The sequence below is a fragment of the Leptospira biflexa serovar Patoc strain 'Patoc 1 (Paris)' genome (assembly GCF_000017685.1).
Lineage (GTDB): Bacteria > Spirochaetota > Leptospiria > Leptospirales > Leptospiraceae > Leptospira_A > Leptospira_A biflexa.
Genome location: NC_010602.1, coordinates 2863736 through 2890315, shown reverse-complemented (window position 1 = coordinate 2890315; position 26580 = coordinate 2863736). Strand labels below are relative to the sequence as shown.

Genomic DNA, 26580 nt, shown 5'->3' with positions numbered 1-26580 from the left:
TAGTAGTTCATTTCTTCGGAAATATCAAAAGGAATCGACTTCCTGAATTGGATTCCGATTCCACTTGGATATTTCCATGATGTAATCTCATTAATTCAAAACAAAGTTTCAGTCCTATCCCAAAACCTTTTTCACCTAAAGTTCCAGGTGAAGACATTGGCTCAATGAATAAATCCTTTTGGCGTTCGATCGGAATTCCAGTACCTTCGTCCTTAATTGAAATTATAAAACTGTCGTTAGTTTCTAAAAAGTCCATTTGGATTTTACCTTTTGGGTGGCTAAATTTGATCGCATTTGCTATTAAATTTCGAAGTATCTCAAGAAAAATCGAAGAATCTGCAAACACTTTGGCCGAATCAGCTATCAAATTCACGATGGACAAAGATTTTTTTTGAATTTCAAAAGTGAAAGTATCAACAACTTGTTTTAAGTGGTCGTTCACAGTGATTTGTGTGATCTGTAAGTGTATTTGTCCTTTGTCTATTTGGAACCGATTTAAATTTAATAAATGTTCAATCGTTGACATTGCATTTTCTAAAATCGCAAATACTTGATTTAGAATATGTGTTTTGTCGTCTTCAGTTGTTTCTTTGTCGGTGGTTAGAGTGAGTGCCGAATACACAGTGCTAAGTGGAGATCGTAAGTCATGTGCTACAAGTGATATAAACTTATCTTTCCATTGATTCGCATCCTCCGCAATTTGTTTGGCTTCTTTGTATTCTTTTGTTCTCACTATAATGGTTTTTTCTAATGATTCGTTTAATGTTGCGAGTTCATTTTTCAAAGTTTCATTTTTAATGAACATTTTAGTAAAGTATGAGGCAAGAAGTAGTGATTGGAACAATACAGTAGTTAAATATGAATATTTTAAAATAAGAGTTTGATGAAAGATTCCATATAAATATAAGGTATCGTTAATCGCACTTAATAGTAAAAACAATTGGATTAATAATAAACTTACAGCAAGTTGTTGCTTTTTGATCGCACTTCTTGTTAGACAAATTGTCGAATAGAGTAAACCCGAATTTGTGAAAACAAGCCCGATGAAAGTTGTTTTCGATCCTATCTCTGTAGGAGTCAAAAGAACAAAAGAAAACAAAACAAAAGAGATTGTAGAATAAATATTAATAACTCTTTTTGAAAACTGATTTGGAAAAAATTGGAATAAAAAATAAAGATAAAATGGCATTGCTAAATAAAAAATGAGCGATAGAGCAAAAGCAAAATGATAAGGAATCGCGTGATAAATATAATATAGGACATCGCCATTCAAAGAAAGTGAATGAAAAGCAGTTGTGAGGCAAAATAATCCAAAATATAAAATTAATTTTCTAGTTCTCCTGAAAAAGAATAAAACAAAGTGATAAAATGCCATAAAGAATAAAGCGCCAGATAACAGCGAATCTAATGCGATTTCTTTGATAAGATTGTTTTGTATATCTTGGTAAAGTCCAATCTTTGGTGCATACCAAAATGAGCCATCATCATGATGAAAATTTGAAATATGTACTAGTATGTTTGTAACTTTTTTTGGATGAGGAAGGATTAAAATTCCAGAACGCCTGGTTGGTTCCATGGTTAGTTTGTCTGTACCAACTTTACCTAGTGAAAGAGATTCCTTCCCGTCGACAAACACGCGCATAGCGGCACCGCCTGTTTGGAAAAAACGTATACTAAAAATTTGCTGGTTCGATCCTTCTGGGAAAATAATTCTTAATTGGTAAGTAGCAAATCCAACGCCAGAGTGTATTTCTTTCCATCGTTTCCCAGTCGCTAGGTAGTTCGTAGAATGATTTTGTTTTGCTTTTTGAATTTGGTTAAAGGTGAACGCGTCTGTATCGTTTGATAGGGGAGAGGTGAACTCGTTCCATTGAAATTCCCAATCTCCCGCCAAAGGAATTGACGTTTGTTCTATAAAATTGACTTGAGATAGATCGATGACTCCTTGTTTTGAAATCGGTAAATTTTCCGCATGAAGGCTTCCACTAGTGTAAAAACTGAGAAGAGAAAAGATAAAAACCCAACGTTTCAAATCCATTTTGGTCCAGAAGACAAATATCCTGAACCAACTTTAGATTTCCTCTCTTAGATTCAAAGGAATATTTGATCGATCCTTACGGAAGTTGTACAAGTCCCTTTTTATTTTTCCACAACATATATTTTTCTAAAATGAGTTTACCAAAATTATAAAAAATATTTGGGATCATTAATTCAAATTGTCTTGGTTTGAATAGGTGATTGGTTAAGATCCAAACTTCTTTTTTACCAGCATCCATAATACAAATCCCTGGAATTTTTCCGAAAGGCATTGTTTTGAATTTTCCATTACCTTTGATATCATTCTTAATGTTCTCTGCGACAATTTTACCCATAACATCCGAAGGGAATCCAGTTTTAGGTACACCAAAAGGTGCAGCAGATTTTTTGAAAGGAGCAATGACTTCTACAGCAAGACCTGCCGCATATACATTCTTAAAATTTATATGTTGATAACCTTCATTAGTGATAACAAAACCCTTTTCATCGACTAGTTCTGGCGAGTTTTTCATGACATCTGCTCCTAAGAAAGGAGGAATCATCATGGACATTTTGTACGGTATGTTTGTATCATCACCTAATGTAATATTGTGTTTTTCGATTTTTTTGATCGTAGCGTTCGTATGCCACTTGATACCATACATTTTCATAAAGATTTCTAACATTGTTTGGCCTCCGACAATACCACCGATCCCAAAATGACCTAAAAATGGTTCCGGAGTGATCCAAGTAATATCCACTTGATCGCGAACTCCTCTTACCCGAAGATATTTATCTAAATTGAAGAGATATTCATAAGCGGCACCCATACAACTTGCTCCTTGTGTTGCCGCAACGACCACTGGACCTGGGTTTTTGACTAAATCTTCAAATGCGATCGCAGATTTTTCTGCAAGTTCAGGTGTGACAATACATTGGATCATTTTATCTTTTGGATTTAGGTTTGGCAAAATATCAAAGTTAAGTGAAGCACCTGTTGCAACGACTAAGTAATCGTAACTGATTTCTCCATTTTTTTCCGTGATCACTACATTGCGATTTGGTATTACTTTTACACCTCTGTCATGAATGAATTTTACACCTTTTTTGTTTAACATTGGTTCTACGGCAAAGGTGATATCTTTGACTTTGCGGATTCCAAAAGGTACCCATATCAGAGAAGGTACGTATAAAAAATTACGAGAAGGTGAAATTACCAAAACTTCCACTTCGTTCCCAAGTTTTCTTTTTACGGAAATAGCTGCTGTGACGCCGGCAAAATTACTTCCTAGGACTAAAATACGTTTCATCTTTTTTCCTCGTCATATAGTATACAGGGTATCCTATATGACGAATATTCCCAAAAAAATCTAAATTGGGAAACTTATTTTGGAGTAGGATTTTTTTAAATTTTCTTCTTTGACTAGAATGATTCTAGTTTCGGAAGTTCAATGCGGTGGTAACCGCCAAATGGTTGGTTACCTCGTTCCGTGATATTCCCACCAATGAACAAATATTTGCCAAATAGTTTTTGGTTAAATGTCACTCCAGTTTGTGTCACCTCCCATGCCTTTATTTGATTTGTATTTAAATTGATAAAAGCAGTACCAGATGCGTTTGTCGTATTGACTGACGTGAATCCACCATGTAAGACCATCAAACCATCGTTACTGATAATCATTTGATAAAATACTCCTCCATTTAACTGGAATTTGTTGGATTCAAATACACCTGTCCCTTTTGTGAAACTTGCCAAATATTGATTGTTGGAACCTCCAATGGTAGAGAAGTTTCCACCTACATAAATGATTCCGTTGTATGATGCGAAGCCAGAGACATCTGAATCTGGAAAAGAGGTTGGAATACTAATCGCCAATCCATCTGATTTATTCACCGCTCGTATAAAACTTGATGCGCTTCCACCGGCTGTATTGAAAAGGCCACCTAACAATATTGAATCACCTAAATCTAAGATGGAACTCACTTGGTTGTTTGGATCAGGAGCCCAATTAGTTAGAGAAAAATTGTCCAGAGAATATGCTGCCGCATTACTTCTAGCTGAACCACTGACGGTCGTAAAAGTCCCAGCAAAATAAAAATTAGTCTCATCGGATATCAATTGAGTTACATTTCCAGTTGTTATGGTGGGATTGAAAGAGGAGAGTTCATAGGATGGCAAACGAAATGCAGCTAATCTTGTTCGTGACAGGCCACTGATTGTTGCAAAATATCCACCTATGAATAAATGATCATTTTTAATATGGAGAACAGCTACTTCATTGTCAATGGATGGAGCCCAATTCGTTGGTAAACCTGAATCTAAATAAACTGAAGCAATGTTTGAACGATCCACATAATTGACAGTACCATTTCCTCCTGGAATCATAATACGACTTCCATCTAACGAAAATCCAGCGGAAGCAGAGGGATAAGAGAATGGATTCAAAAATCTAGGGTTCCATTCTCTTATCGAATTGGTATTGGAATCAATACTTGCGCCATAATTTCTATTTTCACCTAACACAGATGTAAACGATCCAAACAAATAGATTTGGCCATTGGATTCAATCACTTGGTGGACATTCCCGTTCAAAGCGTAATTAATGCCTATGTCTGTTCCGGTATTAGAATCTACAACAGCAAAATTGGGCCTAGCAGTTCCACCATTCACAGCGGTAAAAGAGCCACCGACATATACTTTTTGTCCAGAGACTGCGATAGCATCAACAATACCGTTAAAATTTGGATCCCAAGCGAGCACAGTACCGTTAAGATCTAGAGCAAATACATTATTTCTTGGAGTTGTAAATGCTCCGCCAACGATGATCGCAGGAGTTCCAGAAATGGTTCCAAAAGCTAACGCTCGAACCGTACTGTTTAGAGCTGAAGAAGGTACAAAACTATCTAAAGTAGAGTTTGATAAATCAATCCTTGCAATTCGATCCCGAGCAAATCCATTGACAGTACTAAACTGACCTGCTATGTATAGTTTTTGATCATATATTAAAAGTTTTTCAACAGCGGAATTTACATCCATTGCCAAAGATTCTAAAGCACCAGAAAAACGATTGATCGATACTAAGTTGTTACGAGCATTCCCTTCCCAAGAGTTGAAGACCCCACCTATGTAGAGTTTGTCGCCAAACATAACCATGGAATAGATGTTGGGAGGAGATCCAGGATTTGGTGTAAAGTTCGGATCTATTTTACAGTCTGGTAACATGTGAACCACATTTTGTATAGGAGTTCCTCTTACATAAGTGAAATTTCCTGCTATATAAAATCCACCATTCCCATCGGAAACAACAACCTTAGCCAAATCATTCAATTTCAAAAATGGACATTCAAAATTAGAAACAATTTTTCCTGTATTCGTATCAAGATAATAGGTTGAACCAACGTTAGGTCCAAGGGCATTAAAAGAGCCACCTAGGATCAGTTCATTGCCGTAAATTTCCATAGAATTGACTGTGGCACTTCCACCGAAAACTCCCCAATAATCAATATCGAAAGGCGAAAACGAAGGTAAACAGGAAGGGGAATTATCAGAAGTGACATATCGTAAGATGGTACCGAGTAAATAGGATTTTGAATTTGGATCACACCCATTGGATAGGTCTGGAGGTTTGCAGAAAAAAAGTAAGGGCAAAATCAAACTAAAGGATAGAATGCGCATGTAACAATTTTAGAATCTCGTCAATTTCTTTCTAGTTCAATTTCAGGACTCCTCAGGTTCTGGGGGAATAGAGCCTTAAGGGAATCTTCTAATCTTCTTCAAAAAATAAAAATACTCGCTACGCCAGTGTTAAAAAGGTTTTCAATTGATTAGCGAAAAGGAAAGTTTCCTCTATGCAGAACTATTTTCAAAAAGCGAATTTCAGAACGATTTTTATCTTTTTTTTCTTATCCATATTTTCACTGGCATGTGCTTGGAAAGGCATTCCCCTTGAAAAAAGAAAAAACATCCCGAATTTTAAACCCGATGGTTGTGAGCACAATTCTGAAATTAGAACCTATCGTGCGTTATTTTTATTACCAATTTTCCAACACAATCTAAGCAATGAAAACGAAGTGATCCCTACAGATAGTTTGGTTGTGGAATCCAACTCTTATGCAAAACCTTGGGATATCATTTTCACAACTTTGGGATTTCTTGTCTCCTTCAATTCATCTACAGAGTCACTTGTCATTTGTCCTAAAAAACTTGTAATAGGTGCGGTACAAATGGAGGGGATTTCTCAGTTACCTCCCTCAAAATTATCTTATTGGTATGCAAATGGAAATTCATTACCAATCCATTCGATCAGTTTCCCACCTGATGACCATCAGCTGACGGAAGACTCGAAAGAAAAATTAATTCTACTGACTCGAGAAATTCTAAAGTCTGAGATAAGTTTTAGAATCATTTTAGTTGGGAAATCACATACAACTGGAGATATCGCCTATCAAACCCGACTCGTAAAACGAAGGTTTGATGAAATACGTCAGATATTAACGCAAGAGTCAATCGATGAAAATCGTATCTTATCTTTAATGGCAGAAAGAGATCAAAAAAGTGTTAACTCGGAAAAACTTGATGATTCACAATCGGCAATTTCCGTTTATTTGGTCAAAGAGTGATTTTGAATACAAAGTTTCCAAAACGTATTTAAGATCCGAACCAATTCTGTCTTATGTTGAGTATTATTATACCAGTTGATATAGATACGAATACATACTATCAGGAATCCCTTCGAAACTTTCAAAATCGAAACGATGTGGAGATTATCATCGTGAATAAGGAAGAAGCATTCACCAGAGCGGAACGATTGAATTTAGGCTTCCACCGTTCCCATGGTGAAATGATTTTATTACACCATCCGAGAAGTAAATTAGCGAATGAAGCGATTGAGTTTTTAATTTTAGAAAGTAAAAAGAGAGAAAGTAGTATTGTTTGGGGAGGATTTTTCCATCAGTTTGATGTTCATCATTTCTGTTTACATTTGGTTTCCTGGTATTCCAATTTCATTCGCTTCAAATTAAAGGGGATTGTTTACTTAGACCATTGTATTTTTTTTTCGCGCCAAATTTGGGAACGCGATTTACCGATTCAATATTTATTTGAGGATACAGAGTTGAGTTACCAATTTCGAAGAGTAAAACAACCAATTTTACTTCCTTATCCATCCATTACTTCAGCCCATCGATATTTAAAAAATGGAATCTTTAAACAAATTCTACTGAATCTTCTCTTAAAAATTGGCTATTTTTTTAAGTTACCGTCTTCCTTTTTATTTTATTTATACCAATTGTAAACGTTGATGAGTTGAAAAAGACGGACATTACTGTCCGTTTTTTAAATTATAAATGGAAATCGCCATTGGCTTCTGGTTGGTATTTAATCTCAGTAATTTGAAATCGATAAACACCATCTGGAACATTCCAAAAAATGACATCACCCGTTTTGTATCCAATACTTGCAGTTGCAATTGGAGCCAAGATAGAGATTTGATTTTGATCCAGATTTGAATCCTCAGGATATACCAATCGGAATTCCTTAAATTCTATCCCTTCCAAGTTTTTGATTTCAATGACAGAGTTCATTGTCACTACATTGGATGGAATTTGTTTGGAATCTACTTTTTGAGCACGTTCAATTTCTCCGAGTAAATCTTGTACATTCGCATCAGTTTTGTTTCGTTTCGAATACTCTAAAATCATTTTTTTTAATCGAATATAATCTAAATTCGTGATCGAAATTTTTTTCTTTGTTTTCATTCTAATTCTCCATTTTTGTCTCAGACAAAACTTTGATTTTATAAAGGACTGTATTTCTGTCAATAGGAACCTATTCACTTGTTTTGCATTTCTGAACGCCGATTATCTTTGAAATTTATTGATTGAGTTTCTTATCGCTTCTGTTAGTTTTCGCAGATCAAAATGAATTTTTTACGATGAGGTGAATATGATTTCAAAAATCAAACTGTTGATTGTATTGTTTTGTTGTTCCATGGTTTTTGGTCTTTCGGCGGAAGTTTGTGAAGAAAATGACCTGGCTTGTCAAATGCAAGGGAAAGTGGAATCCGCTGAAAATGAACCTGCATTAAATCCCGATAAAGTAGATGACAAAACTCACAAAGTTTGTTCGAAAAAACCAGATAGTGTCAAATGTTTGAAGAACCCAGATTGTTATTGGGATTCGACTGTAAAAGGCGGAAAATGTAAAGGGAAGGGACACCCATAGATTTCTTTGAAATCAATTTGGGATGGGTTCCTCGTGATCTGTCCCCAATTGATGGATCAGATACCAGCTGATTTGAGCTTAAGGTTTTCCTAATTAAATGTAGACAAGATTTGGTTGACCAATAAATGTTGCTATAGCAACATATGGGAAAAAATTTTGAATTAGAAAATTCATATGCATATTTGATCTACCGTACTGTTCGAGCTCTTAGAAAACAATTTATGCGTCTGGCAATGGAACAAGGTTTCGAATTATTCCCAGAACAATGGTTTGTTTTAGTGAAAATCATCAAACAACCTGGTTGTAGTCAGTCCGATTTGGGAAGAGATTTTGATGATCGACCATCCATGGCGCGAGCACTTCGGAACATGGAACAAAAATTATGGATTCGAATTGTCCCTGACCCGGAAGATCGTAGAAAACACAAAGTATATCCTACGAAGATGGGCATCGAGATTTTTAATACAATGGTTCCTGAAATTGAAAAAGAGAGAACCCGAATGTACAAAAAATTGACAAAAGAAGATTTTAAGGACTTCAAGCGAATTATTGATGAAATTTTTGACCAATCCATTGGTTGATTTTTTTGCATATATGTTGCTATAGCAACATATATAAAGTAGAGATTGGAAACGGATTATTGAATATCAGGGGGATATATGAATCAAAATCAAAATTTACAGGGAAATAACACTCAAAGTTTGGAGGAAACGTTTAAAACTTTTATAGGGGAAATTGATTCGAGACAAGTTGAATCATTGGAAAATCGGTTTCACGATCAGTTTTTGGATCATGTAAGTGTGAGCGGAATTTCTGAAATGATTGTATCGAATAAAGAGAAATACATTCAATCTTTAAGGGAAGGGAAGATTGGTGGGATTCCTAGAAACATTCAAATCAAATCGTTAGATATTATTGAAAATTTTGGAATTGTTACCGCAAATTTAGAAAGTAATTTGATGCAGTTTCAAACTCAGTATTCTTTTTTATGGACTGATGGGAGATGGAAAGTCATCCACGCATTGGTAGCCGCAAAAAAAAATTAAGAGATAATTGTTTTTTGATCAGTACAAAGATAGATTTCCCTTCATTGGATTGTTTCTGAAATTAACACGCGTTATGATTTTATTGACTTTCAATGAAGTTGAAAATTTCTTTGTCTCTTGATTTTATGTTATCGAAAAGGATTCCATAATGATTGGTGTTGATTTCAACACCTTTCGAATTCGGAATTCGTTGGATCATCTCGGTAAATGATTCCTTTGGTAACAAATCATCATTTGGAAAAAGATTCATCTGGGTTGCTCTTAAAACTAGAGTTGGTATTTTGATATTTTCAAAATCAGGTTTTCGATTGTATAACATTCGTTTGATCGTTCTTTTGGGATGTAATAATAGATTTAAAATGACTTTCCAAAGTTGAATAGAGCCACCCATTTCTTTCAGTTCTTCTTCCATAACAAATTTTGGCATGTGGCAAATAAAACCATTCTGAGAAGCGTGTAGTTCTTTTATGAAGTAGTCATTGATCTTTTTGGTCCATTTTGGAACGAGAGGTGAGTTTTTGACCAAATTGATGTATTCTTCCTTGCTACGGTAAATCACATCCAATCGTTCAAAGGATTGTTTGAGAACTTTCAAAATTTGAATCCGTTTTTGAACTGATAAAAGTCCACCACCGTCCATCAGGATCATCGCTTTCGTTTGTTCGGGATATAAAAGTGTATAACGAAGAGCAATCATACAACCAAAGGAGTGAGCTAATAAAATAAAATTTTTAAGTTGATAGTGCTTGATAATCATATTTAAGTCTTTGATATGATTTTCGAATCCATACGCATGATTCGGTTTGGATGAATGCCCTCTTCCTCGCAAATCGTAGGATATCACTTTGTGTCCTTTTTTGTGCAATTGATTTGCGAAGGTTGCCATTGAATGTAAATTCCCCGACAAACCATGCAAACATAGAATCGGCTTTTTTTTGCCTGGCCAAATTCCAACATGAATTTGGATACCATTGATGGAGATATCTTCCTCAAAATAAGTTTTTGATTGAACTTTGTTTCGTTTTTGCATTGGACCAATTTTTGAATCTGCAATTCAATTCTGAATTAGATAGATAAGTTAACATGATTCAAAACTGGATTCATTTCAATGTTTTAATCCTATTTCCTTTGGGATTACTCTCCGTTTTTCAATCATTTGTCATTAAATTGTAATACTAGTCGTAATATTCGAATTTAAGAAATGGGATCTTTTTGAAATGTTGCTTTAGAACAGCAGTTTCAATATAAGTTCCAAACAATTTTCATTTGGATCGGGAATACAATGTAATGTTACGTGGCATAAAAAGATTAAATCGTTATGAGAACCGAATCATAAAAATTGTAAAGTTAGGTGGCAAGCTTGTCAGATTAAAACAATACGGATTTTCCACTAAAACGGAAGAAGGGTTTAGATTTCCAATTTATGTTTTAGAAATAGGAAAACCGAAAGCGATCAAAAAGAATGTATCTGGTTTGATAGCTGGTGTTCATGGTCTTGAAACCATCGGAATTCGAGTTCTCCTTGATTTTTTAGATGATTTGTTTGCTCGCAAAACATCTGTATTGTACCAAGAAATTAAAAATGGTGAGTTAGGTATTGTTTGTATACCTATTTTGAACCCAGGTGGGGTGGCACTCAAAAGACGTTCAAATCCCAAAGGTGTAGATTTGATGCGTAACTCTGGAGTAGAAGCAGTGAAGGCTCCATTTTTTTTCGGAGGCCATAAGTATTCCAATTTTTTCCCTTATTATCGTGGTAAGGTGTTACAAACCGAATCGCGAGTCCTGGATCGTTACTTTAACGAATACTTCCTGAATGCTGAAAATCAGATGATACCAGTTGTGGACATCCATTCTGGGTTTGGAACTGTAGACCACGTTTGGTGGCCTTATGCCAGTACGCATGATCCGTGTGCCGATGAGTCATTGTTTCAAAAAATTGGTCATCATTTTACAAATTCTTTGAATCACTTTTTGTATCGATTCGGACCTCAAAGTGAATCGTATACAACTCATGGTGATCTTTGGGATCGGTTGTATGACAAATTTCAGTCAATATCGAAAGCATCCCAAATTCCAAAAACAAGTCGGTTCCTCCCTTTAACGCTAGAAATTGGAACATGGTCAGACATTAGTTTGGATCCATGGAAGATATTTCGTAAAAGAGGAATTTTTAATCCTGCGCGTGAATCCAAACAAAAGTCTATCATCAGCCACAGGCGATTCCTATCTGATGTTATTCGGCTTGCCAAGATGGATCCTTCGGACATAACCGAAAAATAAATTATGTTCCGAATTTTCTAAATATTCTCTTTACCTTTTGGGAATTTCTGGTAATCTTTTCCAGCTGGAAAAATAAATTTCCTAGAGGGTAAAAACCGTGTACCAACTGAGCGAAGTACTCAATCTTGTTTTCGATAGCATTGGTATTTTGATCGTCTCACGCCTTTTTTGGTTGGGTCTTATTCCTAAATATTATCTCTTAATCTCTGGATTTCTTTGTATTTGGTTTAGTAATGTGTTTACGGTTTTAGAGGGCTTTTACTTCCCAGAAATTTTTAACCTTCTCGAACATAGCTTTTATTTTTTATCTTCCATATGTTTTCTCTTTAGTATCAAGATGGAAATTCTCGGTAATCACTAGTAATATGAACGTCATTGTCATTTTGAATGTATTGTCGCTTCTGGTCTACTTAGTTGCTGCTTTACAAATTACAGTATTACTTTTCAAAAAACCTAATTTTCGTGGAGAAGGCACATTCTTAATCCTATTAGCGTTAATTCCATGTTATGTGAATATTTCAAATATATTTGAACATGGATTTATGATGGATTATTTTGATGATTACGAAGGTTTTTTTAAAGATTTGTATGCAATGTTCATTTTAATCTTTTTGTATGTTCATACGATAAAAAAAGAACAAAAAACGAGAACTGAGCACGAGTTCCAAATCAAATCTGATTTAAAGTTAAAATCAAAATTACTCACAGAAATTCATCACCGAGTGAACAATAACTTACAAATCATTTCTGGATTGATGGCCCTTCAAATCGAATCTGAAAATGATGAAAAATTGACAACTTCGCTTAACTTAATTCAGAATCGTATCAAAGCGATAGCTTCTGTTCATAAATTGATTTATGGATCACCTAACTTACTATTTGTAAATTTAAACCAAATTTTTAATTCAATTTTGAGTAATTTGAAAATTACATACTTAAAAGAACATGCTGAAATAGAGTTTCGTGAACTGATCGAAGAAGGACTTGAGATGGATCTGGATCGAGCCATTCCCATTGGGTTGATTTTGAACGAACTTGTTTCCAATTGTTTTCGCCATGCGTTTAAGTATGGAAAACAAGGGTTTATCGAAGTTAGTATGGGTCGACTGAATGATGAATTTGTATTGATCGTTCGAGATAATGGAATCGGGATGGAAATTGATCCAGATGGCAAAGGGATTGGATTGATGTTAGTGAGAAATTTAGTCAAACAATTACGTGGAAATCTTGTCATTGGAAGTAATCAAGGTGTGAGTTTTGAAATTAGATTTCCAATTATCAATGCTAACCCGATACAAATATAATTTTCTATTTAGAGCAACAAAATCTCTTCGAGCTTTGTAATTTGGTAGTTTGATTGTTGTCGGAAAGGAAACGATCCGGATGGATCGATATAAATTGTGTCTACATTTGCTTGTTTACCTGCTTCCAAATCAAAGAGATAGTCACCGATCATCACTGTTTCTTCCGGTATAGCATTCCATTGTTTCATTAAATAAAAGATTCCATCAGGATTTGGTTTCGGGATTGCCCTTTCGCGGCAAACAATATCGTTCTGAGAAAAAAAATCAGATATACCTGCAGCTTTTAAAGTTTCTAAAGAATTTTTGAAACTATTTCTTGTCAGAATTCCCAACCTGTTTGGATTTACCTTTATTTCCTTTAAGAGAATTTCACATCCTTGAGAAGCTTTTGCCAGTTTGGCTATTTTGAGTTCAATATCATCGAGTTCTATTTTTTTTTGTTCTCTGATGTTAGGTGGCAATTGAGAGAGGGAAGTTAGGATATCATTGTCAATTGGAATCCCAAGCTCGTTTTTGATCGCCAAAAAATCATGTTGGGCAATTGTCAAAGTGCCATCCATATCAAAAATCCAATATTTTTTTCTTTTGTGAAGTTTCATCGTTTCATCATTTCATCGATTGATTCAAAGTCTTTTTTGGTGTTAATGTTTTTTAGAAATCTTTCTTCTCTTGAAGGAAGTTCAATAAACATCGGATTTGGTTCTAAGCTGTTAATTTTTTTTTGCAGTGAAAATTCAAGATTTATTTTTTCTTCGATGGAATGGCTCCACTTTTCTAACGTTAAATGGTTGTAAATTCCCAATAAAGGTTCAATTCCATTGGGAGAGCGATAGAAGAAGCCTGATATGTTCGGATTTTTTTGATAACAATCAATCAATCTTTTGATCGATTTCAGTTTAATTGAAGGAGTATCAACTGCTATGGTAAAGATCGCATTGTATTTGATTTGATTTTCAACGAAAAACTGGTGTGCCGATATCAATCCACAAAGAGGACCTTTCACAAGTTCATTTTGATCGACGATTAACGAATGTTTTGGAAGCCATGATTCATATCGATGAAGTTGTTCATTCCTAAGAGATAAATAAAAATCCGGTGAGAAGACATGGATTTTTTTGATGAGGACATTTACGAAATTTGATTTTTTTCCAAATGATAAAAAAGCTTTATCTTCCCCCATTCGAATGCTTTTCCCTCCAACAAGTAAGAGAAATATCAGATCATTCGTGATTTGTGTCATGAACACAACCCTTGGACCATTCCGAACTACCATCAGTAAAATATTCTTTTTTCCAAATGGGCACTTCGTGTTTCACTCTATCGATGATGTAACGATTTGCCAAATAAGCTTCCTCTCGGTGGACAGAGCCAGTGGATACGATGACAGCGATTTCTCCGACATCCAGTGACCCTAAGCGGTGAATACAATTTGCATATTGTAGTTCCCATTTGTTTTTCGAATCCATAATGATAGAGTGTATCATTTGATTTGCCATTTCTGAATATGCTTCATACTCCAAATGGGTCACCATCTTTCCTTCATTGAGATTCCTCACGATACCTGCGAAGAGCACATATCCTCCCATACTCGGTAGTGAAGGAATAATATCTGTAATTTCGATTTTGTTTTCTGTGATGTGGTCCATTTTTGATTCTTTATCCTCCACTTGAGGGAGGTAAAATTGCAATGATTGCATTTTCTGGAATGATTTCTGCTTCTTTGACAATTCTTTGATTGATAGAAACTCGACTTACATTCAAAATTTTAACTGCATTCGGATTTTGTTTGCCTAAGAATTCTTTTAGTTGTGAAACGTTAAAGTTGAATTCAATTTCAATCGTTTGTTTGATTGGAAAAAAATCTTTTAAAGCAGCAAAACATAATATTTCAACCTTCATTTAACCTCCGATAAATTTCATTGATAATTCAGAACCAGTGAATTTCTTTTTTTTTGTTAACATTGCTTGATGTAATGTGGATTGGACATCTTCGTAAGAATTGGGAATTTCAAAAGAAGTTTCGTCGCTTAGACATCCATAGATTCGACCTTTACTATCCATTCGTAAGCGATTACATCCTTCACAAAAAGGTTCTGTATGATTGGCGATCAAACCAAAGATATATCCTTCATCCGTAATGTAATACTCGGCAGTTGAATCAGAAGCTGTTGGATGTTTTAGAAATTTATATTTTTTGCTGATTTGATTTCGAATCTCCTCTGCGGAATAAAAATACATTGGGTGTTCTTTATGCAGTGGCCCCATTTTCATAAATTCTAAAAAACGTATGGGAATTGATCGTTTACCAGACCACTCCAATAAATCTAAAATTTCTGATTCGTTGAATCCTCGTAAAATTGTAGAATTAATTTTAACTTCAAGCCCAATCGATTTTGCTTCAGAAATTTGTTCTAAAATTTGTGACACAGGTTTATTCCGATCACTTAATTTTTGAAATCCTGATTGTGACATGCTGTCCAATGAAAAATTCATTCTTGTGAGTCCAGCTTCTTTCATTTTTGTAACAAGTCCTGATTCAAAATTTCCATTGGAAGTGATCGCAATCTCATCAATGGAATGTTGTTTTACTATTTCAATCAATTGGATTAAGTTTTGATGGAGGGTTGGCTCACCTCCAGTTAGATGAACTTCTTTGATTTGGATATGTGGAATGAGTTGTTTTAAATTTTGATCTAATAGGGAAGGGCTTAAAAATTGTTTGTAAGCATTTGATGAAGAGAGATTGTCCTTTTCCTTTGGAGCGCAATAAACACAGGCAAAATTACATAGGGATAGAATACTAATTCTTAAAACTTCAAATTTTCTAGTATCCAAGGACATCGTTAAAAACGACTTTATACAAGATTTATGAGTTGGAAACCAAAATTGAATTTTTTCTTTATGACTAAAATAAAAATTAATGAATATCCATTTCCAAAGTTGATTTCTCTAACAAAGTGCGATTAGATTCATGAAGTCAGAAAAAGAGATTTTTTTCCAAAGACAATGTTTGGTCCCTGAAATTGGTCAGGAAGGGCAAAAAAAATGGAATGATGCCTCAGTTCTTATCATTGGATTGGGTGGCTTGGGATGTCCTTCCGCTTTGCAACTTGCACTAGCCGGGGTATCCAGAATTGGGCTCGTCGATTTCGACGTGGTCGAAGTATCAAATTTACATCGACAAACATTGTTTACTTGGAAGGACATAGGTCGAAAAAAAACAGAAGTTGTATCGGAAGTTCTAAAGGAACACATACCATGGATTCAAATCGAAACATTTTCTGAATTTTTAAATTCAAATTCCAATACTCAAATATTTGAAACCTGGGATATTGTGTTGGACTGTACGGATACAATTATCTCCAAATATGCTATAAACGACTTTTGTTTAGAAAAAAAGATTCCGCTCGTGACTGCTTCTGTATTCAGAACCAGTGCACAGTTTGCCATCTTTTCAGGCGATGGCAAACCATGTTATCGTTGTTTGTTTCCCAATTTAAGTGAAGGGGATACGTTCAGTTGTAATGAAGGGGGAGTATTGGGAATTCAAACTTCATTAGCAGGAAATTACCAAGCCTCATTGGTGTTACAATATTTACTGAATCCTCACCAATTTGAACTGAATACAGTTTATTTTATCGAATGGAATCCCATTTCATTTTACCAATCAAAGGTAGAACAAGATCTTCAGTGTCCATCTTGTAGCGAACAAAGATATCTTAAAAAAAGTGAAGGGAATTGTTTAGAAATCGATCAAGTTGGATACTTGGAACTTAAGTCAAAAACATCTGTCATTTTACTAGACGTCAGGGAAGAAGAAGAGGTGATCCATTCCCCCATCCCAGATGCAGTTTGGTTTCCTTTATCTGAATTGGAAAAGGGAAAGTCTCCACCAGGAATCTCTGACCAAACGATTGTTTGTGTTTGTGAGACAGGAGTGCGCTCACTGAAGGCAACTTCCTATCTCACAAATTTTCAAAACAAATTTTCATTGATTGGTGGTCGAAGGGTTTTGTCTCGATTCAAAAATGAGTAAACAATTCTTATGAAGGAATCTTTATGATTTTTACCTGAATGCCGCTGAACGCAGCATTTCCAGAAAATTCATCAATGATTTGATCATCAGTCAGGTCATTGATACTAACTCCTGAGAATTGTGTTGCTATCGTTTGACTTGTACCACTGCGGTTGTGTCCAAAACCATGCGGAATGCTGACAACACCTTTCATTAATTCATCCGTGATTTCAACAGGTATTTTCAACTGTCCTACTTTTGATTCTACAATGACTTCTTCATTATTTGTGATTCCCAATTGTATTGCATCATCTGGATGCACCATCATAGTACATCTCGGTTTCCCCGTCATCAATTTGGGTAAATTATGCATCCATGAATTATTATTTCTTAAATGCCTTCTTCCTATCAACAAATAAGGAAACATTGACTGACTAACATTGATTTGTTCTTTGAATTTTGTTTTTAATCTTGGAATATCAGATTCTAAAATATCTGGATATAAATGAATTTTTTTATCATTCGTATAAAGCCTTTCAGGAAAAGATTTTTTTAGTGGACCTAAATCGATTCCATGCGAGCTGTTTTTAAGAAGTTCCAAACTCATTTGGATATCTGAATTATTTTTGGCACCATATGGTCCTGATTTTAATGCATGGTCTATGATACTCGCAGGCGTTAGTTTCGTTTTGATTAACTCGGTAGGTAATTCTTTTCCTGACCGTCGTAGTTCAATCCGTTTTGTTAAATCGGAAAAAATCTCCCAATCATGTAACATTCCTTCTTCAGGTGGAAACAAGGGTTGGTTGTAGCGCGCTGTATTTCTTACAGCAAATACATTGAATATTAAATCATAATGATCATGTTCTAATGTAGATGTTGGTGGTAGAATATAATGTGCATGTTTTGTGGTTTCATTCAAATAAAAATCAAAACTAACCATAAGATCTAATTGAGTTAATGCTTTTTCCAGTTTAGATCCGTTAGGTGTAGATAAAACAGGATTCCCTGCTGAAGTCACCAAAACTCGGATTTGTCCTTCCCCTTCTGTCAAAATCTCTTCTGCGAGGGCAGAAACAGGCAATTCGTCATTGAATTCGGGTAGTTTTCTTACCCGTGATTGGAAAGTATTAAAACTGCCGGATGAAGACCTCATGACTGAACCTTCACCAACCAAATCAACAGCTGGTAATGTGAACATAGCTCCGCCTTCTTTGTCCAAATTTCCTGTGACAATATTGATCACGTTGATGAGCCATTGACACAGAGCTCCAAATTCCTGTGTGGAAACTCCAACTCTCCCATAACAGACGGCAGAGGATGCGTTTGCAAATTCAAATGCAATTCGTTCTATTGATTCTTTAGATATACCTGTGATTTTCGATACATCCTCTGGTGAAAATTCTTTCACAAGAATTTGAATCGACTGGATGTCATTTTCTTTTAAAAGCGAATTTGGTTTGTTTAGTTTGTTTTCAAAAATGATGTTTAATAGTGAAAGTAAAAGAAAAACATCGGTTCCTGGTTTGATGAATAGGTGTTCGTCTGCATGTTCTGCGGTTTCAGTTTTCCTTGGGTCAATCACTACATATTTACCACCTCTATCTTGGATGGCTTTTAATCTTTTTTTGACATCGGGTACTGTCATCAGACTTCCGTTAGAAGCAAATGGGTTCCCACCCAAAATTAGAAAGTATTGCGTTCGATCTATGTCTGGAATTGGAACAAGTAATTGATGACCAAACATCAAATAGGAGAGGAGTTGGTGTGGAAGTTGGTCTACCGACGTAGCTGAAAAATTGTTTTTAGATTTTATGCGACTGACAAATCTTTGACCAAATAACATTGATCCGTAATTGTGAACCGTTGGATTCCCATTATAAATGGCGACTGCATCGTTGCCGTATTTTGATTGTATTGTTACAATTTGATTAGCGATATCGGAAAGGGCATTCACCCAGGTCACTTTCTCCCATCCATTTTTTGTTTTTTTGATTGGGTATTTTAGTCTGTCTGGATCTTCATATAAACTTTTTAATTCAGGACCTTTTGGACAAATATGACCTCTGCTGAATGAATCCAGAGAATCACCTTTGAAGCCTACGATGGTATCATTTTTGACTTCGATTTGTAATCCGCACATGGCCTCACATAAATTGCATGATCGAAAATGTGTTTGGTCCATATCTCTCTCCTAAAACAAGAAGTTTAGAAAAGAAATTTTTGAGAGACAAGTGTAAAATTGCCTCTCAAATGAAAATTGTATTCGTTTCTGTGATTAGGAAGCGGTAACTAATTCCGATTTTTTCTCACCTTGTGGAATGATTTTGTTCATTTCTTCCCCAACTTCTTTTTCCTCTTCCATTGTAAAACGAACTAACAATGCGAAGAATGCAGAGATTGTTACGGCCACACCGATGACTAGGAGGGCATTTTGATATGTCATCTCGCCACGGAATAAAAATCCAGCAGAGACTGCTCCTACGTTTCCGCCAGCACCAACAATTCCTGATACCGCACCAATTGCTTTTTTATTCACAAATGGAACAACAGAGAATGTGGCACCTTCAGACATCTGAACAAACAAACTAAATACAATCATAGATGAGATTGCAAGAACAAGTGATGTCATTTGTGAAAACAATACCAAACAAATCCCTTCGCCAGCAAGAGCTGCAGATAACCAAATCACACGACCTCGTAATCCCCATTTGATTCCAAATTTATCACCGAAAACTCCACCGAGAGTCCGTGCAAACAAATTCATCAAACCAAATAGTCCTGCAATTAATCCTGCTGTAGCGGGTGTTAATTTGAACTGATCCACATAATACAAGGCAGCTATATTATTAATTGTTAATTCAATACCGAAACAAGCACCATACGCTAAAAATAATAACCAAACTCTAGAGTCTTTGATCACCAAAAGGAAGTTAGCGAGTGAATTTTTTTTGCCACCTTGGAAAGTTGGATAAGTTTCTTTGATATCTTTAAAATTCCCACCAGGTGTATCTTGCGTTCCAAAGTAATACAGTATCCCCATCAAAAATAAGGCAATCCCTGGAACTACCATGGCAAGTCTCCATGAAACACCTGTTGTAAATCCAAATGCAACGAAGAATCCGAAGATCAGAGGCATCACCATCTGTGTCACACCACCACCTAAATTTCCCCAACCAGCTGTGGTTGCATTTGCTGTACCAATGATGTTTGGTGCAAACATAACAGAAGTATGGTATTGAGTGATGACAAACGATGCACCGATGGCACCGATCGCAAGCCGTAATAATAAAAAGGAAAGGTAACTATCGGCTAGTCCAATACTCATAACAGGAATGGAACCTAAAATTAAAAGAAAGGTATAGGCAATTCTTGGTCCTATTTTATCACACAACCATCCAATCAGTAGTCGCATAAAAATTGTTATGGCAACGGATGCAATGATGATGTTTCCGATTTGTGCCTTTGTGAGAGAGAGTTCCTCTCTTACATAAACCATGAGTGGTGCGATTCCAAACCATCCAAAAAAACACAAAAAAAATGCAATCCAAGTGAGGTGGAATGTCCTCATTTGGGGAGTTTTGAAATTAAATAAATCGATCTTGGTTGCTTTCGCATGAGGTGTAATCGTCACGGGAATGATTCTCCTTATGTAGAATCATAGTGCAAAAAGCGTACCAAATGTCCCAAAAGAGAATCTGCTAAAAAGAGCGAAAACACAGCGTTTTTTCGATTTTTTCCGCAGAAAATCAGATGATATTTTTTAATAGATTAGAATCGCATAAAATACGAATAAAATGTGTATGAATCGTACAATTTGTTGAAAAATAATTTACCAAGCTAAGAATTGGATCATCATTTCCGGTTCCAGTTGGTTTTTTTCACTTGGAAAGATGGCAAGCCCATTGGAAAATCTAGCTGCCTTCACATCACCACTTCCATTCCATTCAATGGGTTCCAAATATGTTTTCTCTTTCGTAACAAATCGAACTGGATAAAATTCTGTTAGCTTATGTTTTTTCTTTTTTGAATGGAGTGACGGGAACTTCAATGGTTGCTCGATTTTTTGTGAAAAAGAAGAGTTGAGCAATGGATCTATCAGAATTCGGAAACATGTTTGAGTGCTAAAAGGATTTCCAGGCAATCCAAAGACCAGTGTTGTTTCATTTTTACCAAACCATACTGGTTTTCCAGGTTTGATTGCGATTTTGTGAAAGATTTTGGTCACACCCAATTTGTTTAGCAAATCAGGGACCAAATCCTTTTCACCCATGGAAACACCACCTGACAAAATCAAAATATCACAATCTAATCCTTGTTTTATGATACTTTTCATTTTAACTTCATCATCAGGTACGTGGATCATAAAATTTGGTATGATACCAAATTTGAATAATGAAGAGGCAATCGTATAGGAATTAGAATCACGGATTTGGTGGGGGAGAGGAGAGGAGTCGACCGGAACCACTTCATTTCCTGTCGAAATGATTCCTACTTTTGGCAAAGAAAAAACCGGGACAGAAAATTTACCTAAACTTGCGAGAAGCGAAACTTCAGAGATATCAAGTTTTGTTCCTATAGGAAGAAGAGAATCATTTTGTTTTGCATCTTCTCCTTGTTTGGCGATATTTTGCCACAGAGAGATTCCATCCATAGGAAAGGATACAGATTTAATTCCGTTTTTCTCAGAAGGGATGGCATCTTCAATTTTGATCACTGCATCGAAGCCATCTGGGACTGGCGCTCCTGTCATGATTCGAATCACCGTTTCACCAGGCAGTTTTGTGAATGTTGATCCTGCATGAAGTTCTCTTTGGTAAAAATACGAGAGATCTTTCACATAATCTTTATGGGAAATGGCAAATCCGTCCATCGCGGACCTATGGAATGGTGGGTAGTCACGATCTGCTAAAATATTTTCTGATAAAACTCTACCCATGGATTGGCTGAGTGGAATGAATTCAGTTCCATAAGATTTTGTTTCCTTCAATACCAAGTTTAAGGCTTCGGTATAGGAAATCAATGCCCTTCGCCTCTCATCATTTTTTTTGCATGGAAGACAGCAGGTAGTATTGCCGTCATACTTTCTTTGGAACCATTGCTACTTCCAGGTACTGCGATGATGATGGACTTTCCGATGCTTCCCGCAATCGATCTAGATAACATAGCAAATGGGGTTCGATCTTGGCCAAAAGACCTCATCACTTCTGCAATGCCCGGAATTTCTTTCTCTAACATGGGTTTGATGGTATCAGTAGTGTTATCTCTTGGACCAAGTCCTGTCCCACCTGTAGTGATGATCAGATCAATTTTTTCGTTTGCCCAATTGGAAATGGTTTGTTCTATCTCTTTTGGTTCATCTGGTACAATTTTAATTTCTAAAACTTCCACACCCTCGTTTGAGAGAAGTTCGGCGATGATTTTACCAGAACCGTCTTGCTTTTTTCCAGCAAAACAGGAATCGGAACAAACCAAAATTTTGGCTTTTGCGCCATCTGCAAATTTTGCAATGTGTTTGTCCGTTTTGCCTCCTTTTTTTTCCAAGAGGCGGATAGATGAAATTTCTAAGGACTTATCAATCGGTTTTAAAAGATCATAAATCACAAGTGCGGCAACTGTGACGCCAGTCAATGCTTCCATTTCAATGCCTGTTTTCCCAATGGATTTTGCTTGAGTGAGTATACGGACGGCATTTTTTTCATCGATGATTTCAAATTGAATGGAGAAGGAATCGATAGGCACAGGATGACAGTGTGGAATTAGGTCTGACGTTTTTTTTGCACCTAACAGCGCTGATGCTTTTGCAACTTCAAACAAATCCCCTTTCGGGAGTGTATTTGTTTTGATCCTTTGAATGGTTTCTTTTTGGCAGTATACAAAGCCTTCCGCTTCCGCGTAACGGAGCGTGGTTCTTTTTCCCGTGATATCGTTCATTCCTATCCCTTATATAGGAGATAGAATGGAAGCACAGCTATTTTTCAAAAATTTCATCTCTTCATAAAAACGCACAATTTCCCCAACCACGATGATGGCAGGTGACTTAACATTGTTTTCTGCCACGATGGATTCCATTGTCTCCAGATTTCCAGTAAAAACACGTTCTGAATCTAAAGTTGCATTTTGGATCACAGCGATTCTCGTTTCTTTATGATTTCCTGAATTTAAGAGTTCAGAAACAATCATTCCAAGAGAATTGAGTCCCATATAGATGATAATCGTTTTTCCAATGCAGTTTAGGTTTTGAAAGGAATCAGAATTCAGACCGTCTTTTTTATGGCCTGATAAAAATAAAATTTCTCTGGCATAGTCTCTGTGGGTGAGTGGAAAACCAAGAGAAGACGCAACTCCCAAGGCCGTTGTGATCCCGGCTACAATTTCACATTGGATCCCATCTTGGAGTAGGGATGCATATTCTTCACCGACTCTTCCAAATATGGATGGGTCTCCACCTTTAAGCCTTACGATCGTATTAAATTCGTGTGTTGCTTGTATGAGTTTATGATTGATTTCATCTTGCAGGCAGCTATGGATACCTGATCGTTTTCCAACGTACACCATTTGAATTCTTTTACGGCAGACTCCTAAAATTCGGGGGGAAACTAAGTCATCATAAAATACGATGTCTGCTTTTCTCAGGATTTTCAGTGCTTTCATCGTGAGTAATTCTGGATCTCCAGGTCCGGCACCCACCAAATAAACCTTCCCTCGATTTTTTCCCGATGCAGTAGAGTTCACGATGTGTAACCCAGTTGTTGCAGAAGAGATGACTCTATTTCTAAATAAACAGAACCATTCTCCACAAGTACCTGATACAAACTCACTTTCAGGTTTTCATCATTGAGGCACTCACCTGATTGCAGCGAAAAATTACGTTTGTGAAGAGGACAAACTACCTTTGGCTCTCCATTGGAATCACCAAGTAATCCTCTGGATAAAACCATATCTCCCGTGTGAGGGCATGCATTGTCACAGGCATACCACTCATTTCTAGATTCAAAATAGAAAATAGCAATTTGTTTGTTTCCTATTTTGGCACTCACCCCACCTTCTCTTTCAAATTCAGAAACTGGACCGATGAATACTTTTTCTTTTGTATTTTGATTTGTTTGCATATGATTTTTACCTCTTTTAAGTATTCACCAAGTCTTTTTCAACCCAATCCACAGGTCGAATTTGACCACGTTCTTCCGTAAATTGAATGTTAGGATCTGTTTCGTTACTATTCACAAAGTGTTTGAATTTCTTTTGTTTTTCAGGGTCTTCTACTACATCTTTCCATTCACAATGATAAGTATTGACCAAATGTTTCATCTCTTCATCTAACTGAGAGTTGATTCCAAGTCGATCATTGATCACAACATCTTTCAAATACTCAATGCCACCTTCCAGTTGTTCTAACCAAGTAGAAGTTCTCATGAGTTTGTCAGCTGTTCTAATATAAAACATCATATAACGATCAATATACTTGATACATGTATCTTCATCTAAATCTTCTGCAAATAAGATAGCATGTTTTGGATTGACTCCACCGTTCCCACCGATGTATAAGTTCCAACCTCTTTCAGTTGCGATGATACCAAAATCTTTTCCGCGTGCTTCTGCACATTCACGGATACAGCCAGAGACTCCACATTTGAGTTTATGAGGGGCACGAATTCCTTTGTATCGCTCTTCAAGTTTAATCGCAAATGAAGTACTATCTTGAACGCCAAATCGACACCAGGTGGAACCAACACAACTTTTGACAGTTCGCATTGATTTTCCATACGCATGTCCACTTTCAAAACCATGATCTATCAAATCTTTCCAAATTGATGGTAGTTGGTCAATTCTTGCACCTAACAAATCGATGCGTTGGCCACCAGTGATTTTACAATACAAATTGTATTTTTTGGCGACATCTCCAATGACGATAAGTTTGTCAGGAGTGATTTCACCACCAGGGATCCTTGGAACGACAGAATAAGTCCCTCCTCTTTGGATGTTGGCTAAATACTTATCGTTTGTATCTTGGATTTCTCTATGTTTTAGAATTGGTTCATTCCAAATACTCGCAATGATGGAAGCTACAGCTGGTTTACAAATTTCGCATCCATTTCCTTTTCCCACTTCTTTTAATACATCAGGAAAGGATTTGAGAGATTTTACTTTAATGACTTGGTAAAGTTCTTTTCTTGAAAATTTAAAATGTTCGCAAAGGTGTTCGGTGACTACTTTCCCTTGCGTTTTTAATTCCGCTTTGAGAATCGAATTGACTTGGGGCAAACAACCACCGCATCCACTTCCAGCCTTCGAACAATTTTTGAGGCTTGTGATATCGTAACATTCTTTTTCTCGGATTGCTGTTAGGATGTCTCCTTTTGATACATTATTGCAGGAACAAATTTTTGCTTCATCCGGCAAAGTATCAGCTCCAAAAAGATTTTCCGAAGAAACAGATCCAACAATCAATGTTTCTGGTTCTTCCGGTAATTCCATTTTATTGAGATAAAAAGATAATAAGTTCCCGTATGCTTTTGCATCACCCACAAGAATTCCACCAAGCAAATACTTTCCATCAGGTGAAATGACAAGTTTCTTATACACTCCACTTCTTGGGTTTTTGAAAACAATCGGAATATGTTCGTTTTGTCCAAGTGCATCTCCAAATGAAGCAACCTCAACTCCAATTAACTTCAGTTTGGTTGATAAATCGGATCCTGAATATACTTTTGGTTTGTTGCCTGGACTACAAAGATTAAAGGCTAAGGTTTCAGCCATTTCGTAACCTGGTGCTACTAAACCGTAGATAAAGTTTCTATGGAGTGCAACTTCCCCAATGGCATAAATTCCATACACATTCGTACCCATACCATCATCAACTATGATACCACCACGATCGCCTACAGCGATTCCAGCCTCTTTTGCCAATTCATCTCTTGGACGAATCCCTGCAGATACAATTAACAAATCGAAGTCTAAGGTTCCGCCATCTTTGAAAGCAAATCCTTCAATTTTTTGCTCTCCTAAAACTTTTTCAGTTTGTTTGTTTAAATGGATCTCAACTCCAATTTCTTCAATTTTTGATTTTAGAATCGCAGCTCCACCATCATCCAATTGGCGTGGCATAAGCCTCGGCGCAAATTCAATCACGTGGGTTTCTTTTCCTAAATCCACAAGAGCCTTTGCCGCTTCCAAACCAAGTAATCCTCCTCCGAGGACAGCTGCCTTTTTTATTTTTTTACTATATTCTAAAGTTTCTTCAAGATCTTCTATCGTACGGTAAACAAATACACCTTCTTTGTCTAATCCTTCTAATGGTGGGATGAAGGGAGAGGATCCTGTTGCAAAAATTAATTCGTCAAATTCTAATTCAGTTCCTAAACTTGTGACTAATTTTCGTCTAACAGTATCTAATGTCACTGCAGGCTCAGATAATAATAATTTAATTCCATTCGTTCGATACCAATCAGGTGAAGAGAGATACAAGGATTCCGCAGATCGATTGGCAAAGTATTCAGAGAGATGTACGCGGTCATATGCGCGTCTTGGTTCTTCCCCAAGGACAGTGATTTCAAATTTGTCTGTTCCACCGTATTCTACTAATTTTTCGCAGAACCTGTGACCCACCATTCCATTCCCAATAACAACTAACTTCCGCTTGATCATGTCTTTACCTAACCCAGGAATTCAAACTAAAGGTACCAACAACGG

At 36.2% G+C, this 26580-nt stretch carries 25 protein-coding genes; 8 read left to right on the top strand and 17 right to left on the bottom strand.

What is annotated here, in order from left to right; translation table 11 throughout:
- Positions 1 to 7 precede the first annotated feature (7 nt).
- From LEPBI_RS13725 to LEPBI_RS13715, 3 genes are all read right to left on the bottom strand, one after another.
- Entirely contained in the window at positions 8 to 2038 is a 2031-nt protein-coding gene (locus LEPBI_RS13725) for a sensor histidine kinase (RefSeq protein ID WP_012389728.1), read from the bottom strand.
- 76 nt (positions 2039 to 2114) lie between these two features.
- The gene (locus tag LEPBI_RS13720; protein ID WP_012389727.1) at positions 2115 to 3326 is read right to left on the bottom strand and encodes an NAD(P)/FAD-dependent oxidoreductase; all 1212 of its coding nucleotides are present in this window, start codon (positions 3324 to 3326) and stop codon (positions 2115 to 2117) included.
- Between the two features lie 113 nt (positions 3327 to 3439).
- A complete protein-coding gene (locus LEPBI_RS13715) occupies positions 3440 to 5692 on the bottom strand; it encodes an autotransporter outer membrane beta-barrel domain-containing protein (protein WP_012389726.1) in 2253 nt (750 codons plus the stop codon).
- Between the two features lie 173 nt (positions 5693 to 5865).
- Between LEPBI_RS13715 and LEPBI_RS13710 the strand changes: the two genes are divergently transcribed.
- Positions 5866 to 6636, top strand: a complete 771-nt coding sequence (locus LEPBI_RS13710; RefSeq protein ID WP_012389725.1) for an OmpA family protein — start codon at positions 5866 to 5868, stop codon at positions 6634 to 6636.
- A 137-nt stretch (positions 6637 to 6773) separates the two neighbouring features.
- Positions 6774 to 7310 carry a glycosyltransferase family protein gene (locus LEPBI_RS13705; RefSeq protein ID WP_226992792.1) on the top strand — a complete coding sequence of 179 codons (537 nt, stop codon included), beginning with the start codon at positions 6774 to 6776 and terminating at the stop codon, positions 7308 to 7310.
- 46 nt (positions 7311 to 7356) lie between these two features.
- Here LEPBI_RS13705 and rnk read toward each other — a convergent pair whose 3' ends face one another.
- On the bottom strand, positions 7357 to 7773 hold the full coding sequence (gene rnk / locus LEPBI_RS13700) for a nucleoside diphosphate kinase regulator (protein ID WP_012389723.1): 417 nt from the start codon (positions 7771 to 7773) through the stop codon (positions 7357 to 7359).
- 187 nt (positions 7774 to 7960) lie between these two features.
- On the opposite strand from rnk, the gene LEPBI_RS13695 reads away from it, so the two are divergent.
- From LEPBI_RS13695 to LEPBI_RS13685, 3 genes are all read left to right on the top strand, one after another.
- Complete coding sequence (locus LEPBI_RS13695) at positions 7961 to 8239, top strand: hypothetical protein (RefSeq protein ID WP_012389722.1); 279 nt, start codon at positions 7961 to 7963, stop codon at positions 8237 to 8239.
- 143 nt (positions 8240 to 8382) lie between these two features.
- Entirely contained in the window at positions 8383 to 8820 is a 438-nt protein-coding gene (locus LEPBI_RS13690; protein WP_012389721.1) for a MarR family winged helix-turn-helix transcriptional regulator, read from the top strand.
- A 78-nt stretch (positions 8821 to 8898) separates the two neighbouring features.
- Complete coding sequence (locus LEPBI_RS13685) at positions 8899 to 9285, top strand: nuclear transport factor 2 family protein (RefSeq protein WP_012389720.1); 387 nt, start codon at positions 8899 to 8901, stop codon at positions 9283 to 9285.
- Positions 9286 to 9364: 79 nt separating this feature from the next.
- Here the strand turns inward: LEPBI_RS13685 and LEPBI_RS13680 are convergent, their stop codons facing one another.
- Positions 9365 to 10315 carry an alpha/beta hydrolase gene (locus LEPBI_RS13680; RefSeq protein ID WP_012389719.1) on the bottom strand — a complete coding sequence of 317 codons (951 nt, stop codon included), beginning with the start codon at positions 10313 to 10315 and terminating at the stop codon, positions 9365 to 9367.
- Between the two features lie 257 nt (positions 10316 to 10572).
- Between LEPBI_RS13680 and LEPBI_RS13675 the strand changes: the two genes are divergently transcribed.
- Positions 10573 to 11568 carry a M14 family metallopeptidase gene (locus LEPBI_RS13675; RefSeq protein WP_012389718.1) on the top strand — a complete coding sequence of 332 codons (996 nt, stop codon included), beginning with the start codon at positions 10573 to 10575 and terminating at the stop codon, positions 11566 to 11568.
- Between the two features lie 365 nt (positions 11569 to 11933).
- A complete protein-coding gene (locus LEPBI_RS13665) occupies positions 11934 to 12872 on the top strand; it encodes a sensor histidine kinase (protein ID WP_012389716.1) in 939 nt (312 codons plus the stop codon).
- Positions 12873 to 12880: 8 nt separating this feature from the next.
- Here the strand turns inward: LEPBI_RS13665 and LEPBI_RS13660 are convergent, their stop codons facing one another.
- The 5 genes from LEPBI_RS13660 to LEPBI_RS13640 are packed head-to-tail and all read right to left on the bottom strand — an operon-like array spanning position 12881 to position 15713.
- Positions 12881 to 13471 carry an HAD family hydrolase gene (locus tag LEPBI_RS13660; protein WP_012389715.1) on the bottom strand — a complete coding sequence of 197 codons (591 nt, stop codon included), beginning with the start codon at positions 13469 to 13471 and terminating at the stop codon, positions 12881 to 12883.
- Positions 13468 to 14112, bottom strand: a complete 645-nt coding sequence (gene mobA, locus LEPBI_RS13655; RefSeq protein WP_012476393.1) for a molybdenum cofactor guanylyltransferase — start codon at positions 14110 to 14112, stop codon at positions 13468 to 13470. The genes LEPBI_RS13660 and mobA overlap by 4 nt, the downstream gene beginning before the upstream one ends.
- A complete protein-coding gene (locus tag LEPBI_RS13650; protein WP_012389713.1) occupies positions 14093 to 14518 on the bottom strand; it encodes a molybdenum cofactor biosynthesis protein MoaE in 426 nt (141 codons plus the stop codon). Before LEPBI_RS13650 ends, mobA begins: the two co-directional genes overlap by 20 nt.
- A gap of 10 nt (positions 14519 to 14528) precedes the next feature.
- A complete protein-coding gene (locus LEPBI_RS13645) occupies positions 14529 to 14771 on the bottom strand; it encodes a MoaD/ThiS family protein (protein ID WP_012389712.1) in 243 nt (80 codons plus the stop codon).
- Complete coding sequence (locus tag LEPBI_RS13640; protein WP_012389711.1) at positions 14772 to 15713, bottom strand: GTP 3',8-cyclase MoaA; 942 nt, start codon at positions 15711 to 15713, stop codon at positions 14772 to 14774.
- Between the two features lie 130 nt (positions 15714 to 15843).
- On the opposite strand from LEPBI_RS13640, the gene LEPBI_RS13635 reads away from it, so the two are divergent.
- The gene (locus LEPBI_RS13635) at positions 15844 to 16908 is read left to right on the top strand and encodes a HesA/MoeB/ThiF family protein (protein WP_012389710.1); all 1065 of its coding nucleotides are present in this window, start codon (positions 15844 to 15846) and stop codon (positions 16906 to 16908) included.
- A gap of 7 nt (positions 16909 to 16915) precedes the next feature.
- Here LEPBI_RS13635 and LEPBI_RS13630 read toward each other — a convergent pair whose 3' ends face one another.
- The 7 genes from LEPBI_RS13630 to nirB all read right to left on the bottom strand — a co-directional run bounded on the left by LEPBI_RS13630 (position 16916) and on the right by nirB (position 26535).
- Complete coding sequence (locus LEPBI_RS13630) at positions 16916 to 19072, bottom strand: molybdopterin-dependent oxidoreductase (protein ID WP_012389709.1); 2157 nt, start codon at positions 19070 to 19072, stop codon at positions 16916 to 16918.
- A gap of 93 nt (positions 19073 to 19165) precedes the next feature.
- Positions 19166 to 20521: a NarK family nitrate/nitrite MFS transporter gene (locus LEPBI_RS13625; protein WP_012389708.1), complete on the bottom strand. Its 1356-nt coding sequence runs from the start codon at positions 20519 to 20521 to the stop codon at positions 19166 to 19168.
- 198 nt (positions 20522 to 20719) lie between these two features.
- Complete coding sequence (locus tag LEPBI_RS13620; protein ID WP_012389707.1) at positions 20720 to 21910, bottom strand: molybdopterin molybdotransferase MoeA; 1191 nt, start codon at positions 21908 to 21910, stop codon at positions 20720 to 20722.
- On the bottom strand, positions 21907 to 22821 hold the full coding sequence (moaCB, locus tag LEPBI_RS13615; protein WP_012389706.1) for a bifunctional molybdenum cofactor biosynthesis protein MoaC/MoaB: 915 nt from the start codon (positions 22819 to 22821) through the stop codon (positions 21907 to 21909). Before moaCB ends, LEPBI_RS13620 begins: the two co-directional genes overlap by 4 nt.
- A 9-nt stretch (positions 22822 to 22830) precedes the next feature.
- Complete coding sequence (cobA, locus tag LEPBI_RS13610) at positions 22831 to 23622, bottom strand: uroporphyrinogen-III C-methyltransferase (protein WP_012389705.1); 792 nt, start codon at positions 23620 to 23622, stop codon at positions 22831 to 22833.
- Positions 23619 to 23999, bottom strand: a complete 381-nt coding sequence (gene nirD / locus LEPBI_RS13605; RefSeq protein WP_012389704.1) for a nitrite reductase small subunit NirD — start codon at positions 23997 to 23999, stop codon at positions 23619 to 23621. Before nirD ends, cobA begins: the two co-directional genes overlap by 4 nt.
- Positions 24000 to 24015: 16 nt before the next feature.
- Positions 24016 to 26535: a nitrite reductase large subunit NirB gene (nirB, locus tag LEPBI_RS13600; protein ID WP_012389703.1), complete on the bottom strand. Its 2520-nt coding sequence runs from the start codon at positions 26533 to 26535 to the stop codon at positions 24016 to 24018.
- Between the last annotated feature and the right edge of the window lie 45 nt (positions 26536 to 26580).